The sequence below is a fragment of the Pontibacter sp. BAB1700 genome (genome assembly GCF_000277005.1).
In the GTDB taxonomy this organism is placed as follows: domain Bacteria; phylum Bacteroidota; class Bacteroidia; order Cytophagales; family Hymenobacteraceae; genus Pontibacter; species Pontibacter lucknowensis.
In genome coordinates this window covers 1-3,866 of the sequence record NZ_AKIS01000059.1, presented here as the reverse complement: position 1 = coordinate 3,866, position 3,866 = coordinate 1, and the positions used below count along the sequence as shown (strand labels likewise).

The window sequence follows — 3,866 nt, the reverse complement described above, 5'->3', positions numbered from 1 at the left end:
GGCCATGATTTACCTGTAAGAACCTTAAAAAAACTAAACTATATACCCATGGAAAATAACAAGAACAGAATGCAGGAGTACTGGCAGCGCAACGTCCGGATACTGCTGACGCTATTGGGCCTTTGGTTCGCTGTTTCATACCTATTCGGCATTTTGCTGGTCGACGAGCTTAACCAGTTCCGCCTTGGGGGCTTTAAACTCGGTTTCTGGTTTGCGCAGCAAGGCTCCATCTATGTGTTTGTGGTCATCATCTTCATCTATGTATGGCTGATGAACAGACTGGACCGCGAGTTTGACGTGCACGAAGACTAATCTCCCACCATACAATAGCTAAGACAATGGATATCTTAACCTGGACATACATCATCGTGGGCCTCACGTTCGCCCTGTATATTGGTATCGCCATCTGGTCGCGTGCCGGCTCTACAAAAGAATTTTACGTGGCAGGTGGTGGCGTTTCGCCGCTAGCCAACGGCATGGCAACGGCCGCTGACTGGATGTCGGCCGCCTCGTTCATCTCCATGGCCGGTCTGATCTCGTTTATGGGCTACGACGGCTCGGTATACCTGATGGGCTGGACGGGCGGTTATGTGTTGCTGGCTCTCTTGCTGGCGCCATACCTGCGCAAGTTCGGTAAGTTCACCGTGCCTGATTTCGTGGGCGACCGCTACTACTCCAAAACCGCCCGACTGGTGGCGGTAGTCTGCGCTATTTTCGTGTCATTTACCTACGTGGCCGGTCAGATGCGCGGCGTGGGTATCGTGTTCTCCCGCTTCCTGGAAGTGCAGATCGAAACGGGTGTGATCATCGGTATGATCATCGTGCTTTTCTATGCTGTGCTTGGCGGTATGAAAGGCATCACCTATACCCAGGTGGCGCAGTACTGCGTGCTGATATTTGCCTACATGGTACCGGCTATCTTTATCTCGATGATGCTGACCGGCAACCCGATTCCGCAGCTTGGCTTGGGTGGCACATTGGCCGATGGCACCTACCTGTTGGATAAACTCGACGGTTTGCTCCCTGAGCTTGGGTTCACAGCCTATACCGACGGCAGCAAAGCAACGATAGACGTGTTCTTCATCACTGCTGCCCTGATGGTAGGCACCGCCGGTCTGCCACACGTAATTGTGCGTTTCTTCACCGTTCCTAAAGTAAAAGATGCCCGTAAGTCGGCGGGTTATGCACTGGTGTTCATTGCCATTCTGTATACTGCTGCTCCTGCTGTAGGTGCTTTCGGTATGTATAACATGCTGCAGACTACCAGTAACCAGCCGATTGCGAGCATGCCGCAGTGGGTAAACAACTGGGAGAAAACAGGTCTGATTGGCGTGGACGATAAAAATGGCGATGGTCGCATTCAGTATGTGAAAGACCCGGCCGTGAACGAACTCAAGATCGACAAAGACATCATGGTACTGGCCAACCCGGAAATTGCACAGCTTCCAAACTGGGTGATTGCCCTGGTAGCGGCGGGTGGTCTGGCAGCGGCCCTTTCCACGGCGGCAGGTCTCTTGCTCGTAATCTCCACATCTATCGCCCACGACTTACTTAAGAAATCTGTGATGACAGGTATATCCGAAAAGCAAGAGCTGATTGCGGCCCGTATCGCGGCAACTTTTGCGGTTGTAATCGCAGGCTATTTCGGTATCAACCCGCCAGGCTTCGTGGCCGAGGTGGTGGCCTTCGCCTTCGGTCTGGCAGCGGCATCGTTCTTCCCGGTGATCATCATGGGTATCTTCTCAAAACGCATGAACAAGCAAGGCGCCATTTGGGGAATGATTTCCGGTCTGTTGTTTACGATCAGCTACATCTCCTACTTCAAATTTATCAACCCGGCCGCTAACCTGCCAGAGAACTGGTTCATGGAGATCTCTCCGGAAGGTATAGGCACGGTAGGTATGATCGTGAACTTCATCGTGTCATTCATCGTGTCACGCTTCACCCCAGCCCCGCCAGCCCACATTCAGGAGCTGATCGAAGACATCCGCATCCCACGTGGTGCCGGAGAGGCAGTGGCCGGGCATTAAGGTTGAATTGTTAATTGTAGAATTGGTAAATTGTTGGATGGTTGATTCGGTGGGAATACCATCGGTCAGCCATTCGGCAGTTTGCTGGCTTCCCAGCCCTCGCTCGCGTCCCGCGAGTGTGAGGAATTGGGTGGCGTCTCGCCACCTGTGCCTGGAGGCAAAAATTTGCGGCCAGAGTCCGCTGGATAGCTCACACTCGCGGGACGCGAGCGAGGGCATAAGCAGCGACGAAGCTACTTGACTTATGCCAAAAGCTAACTTTCTAACTCACTAAATCACTCAACTACTCAATCACTCAACCACTAACTAAACCCCATGCGTGACCGCTCCAAAGGCAGACGACTCTTTTTCATCAGCGCCCTGTTCATGGTGCTGCTGAATTTTCCGTTGCTTTCGATTTTCAATTCGACGGTGAGCGGCGTGCCGGTGCTATACCTATACCTGACGGTGGTTTGGCTGGCATGCATTGTGGCGATTGCGTTTTTCATTAACCGTCAGGATCCGCGTAAACAGAAGAAATAACCATGAACTACTGGCTTGTCATCGGTGTGTCGTTTTGCTACCTGGCTTTGCTCTTCGGGCTGGCTTCGTGGGCGGAAAGGCGTTCGGCTGCGGGCAGGAGTTTCGTGGGCAACCCCTACATCTATGCGCTTTCCATGGCGGTGTACTGCACCGCCTGGACCTATTACGGTTCGGTAGGCAGAGCCGCCACGACCGGCTTAGGCTATCTGGCTATCTATATCGGTCCGACACTGATGGCGCCGCTCTGGTGGGTGGTGCTGCGCAAGATCATTCGCATCTGTAAGGTGCAGCGCATTACCACCATCGCCGATTTCATCTCGTCGCGCTACGGCAAGAACATCACGCTCGGCAGCATTGTCACCATTATCTGCGTGCTCGGCATTATCCCTTACATTTCCATCCAGCTCAAGGCCATTGCCAGTAGCCTGGATATACTCACCGGTATGAATGAAGTGGGCCGGAGCCCGCTCTTCGGCGACACGTCTTTCTACATCGCGCTGGGCCTGGGCCTGTTCACCATCGTGTATGGCACGCGGCATGTGGAGGCGACCGAGCGCCACGAAGGGATGGTGACGGCCATTGCCTTTGAGTCGCTCTTCAAGTTGGTGATCTTTATCGTGGCAGGTGTCTTTGTGACCTACGGCCTGTTCAATGGCTTTGGCGACATCATGCAACAGGCCACCCAACTACCCGACTTCGAGCGGTTGATGACCTTCGATAACGACAGCGGTTTTTCGCAGTGGTTCTGGATGGTGGTGCTCTCCATGCTGGCCATCCTGTTTTTGCCGCGCCAGTTTCAGGTGGCTGTGGTCGAGAACGTAAATGAACAGCACCTGAACAAGGCCATGTGGCTTTTCCCGCTATACCTGTTCGCCATTAACATTTTCGTGCTGCCGATTGCTTTTGGCGGCGACCTGTTATTCGGAAACGCAGGTATAGACGCCGACATGTTTGTGCTGGCAATCCCTTTGAGTGAAGGACAATCGCTGCTTGCCTTGATGGTATACCTGGGCGGATTTTCAGCGGCAACCAGTATGGTCATTGTGGCTACAATTGCCTTGAGTGTGATGGTGAGCAACAACCTGGTGATGCCGCTTCTGGTAGCTATACCTGCGGTTAAAAACCAGTATCAGAACCAGCTTACGAAGATCTTACTCTTCAGTCGTAGGCTCGGTATTTTGGTCATTCTCTTGCTGGCCTACCTATACTACAAGGGGGTGGCAGAATACTACTCGCTCGTGGAAGTCGGGCTAGTGTCTTTTGCGGCGGTGGCTCAGTTTGCTCCGGCCATTATCGGGGGGATTTTCTGGAAGG

General features: G+C 53.1%; 3 protein-coding genes and 1 pseudogene. All 4 read left to right on the top strand.

The window, feature by feature from the left end:
- Window positions 1–48: 48 nt before the first annotated feature.
- Window positions 49–312, top strand: a complete 264-nt coding sequence (locus tag O71_RS07845; RefSeq protein ID WP_007655160.1) for a DUF4212 domain-containing protein — start codon at window positions 49–51, stop codon at window positions 310–312.
- 26 nt (window positions 313–338) lie between these two features.
- Window positions 339–2,030: a sodium:solute symporter family protein gene (locus O71_RS07840; RefSeq protein ID WP_007655158.1), complete on the top strand. Its 1,692-nt coding sequence runs from the start codon at window positions 339–341 to the stop codon at window positions 2,028–2,030.
- Window positions 2,031–2,345: 315 nt separating this feature from the next.
- Window positions 2,346–2,552, top strand: a complete 207-nt coding sequence (locus O71_RS07835) for a hypothetical protein (protein WP_007655156.1) — start codon at window positions 2,346–2,348, stop codon at window positions 2,550–2,552.
- A gap of 2 nt (window positions 2,553–2,554) precedes the next feature.
- Window positions 2,555–3,866: pseudogene (locus tag O71_RS07830) on the top strand (histidine kinase); the annotation flags it as partial.

Excerpts from the sequence above, each read along its gene's own strand:
- O71_RS07845 (WP_007655160.1), top strand. The coding sequence starts at position 49 with ATGGAAAATAACAAGAACAGAATGCAGGAGTACTGGCAGCGCAACGTC.
- O71_RS07840 (WP_007655158.1), top strand. The coding sequence starts at position 339 with ATGGATATCTTAACCTGGACATACATCATCGTGGGCCTCACGTTCGCC.
- O71_RS07835 (WP_007655156.1), top strand. The coding sequence starts at position 2,346 with ATGCGTGACCGCTCCAAAGGCAGACGACTCTTTTTCATCAGCGCCCTG.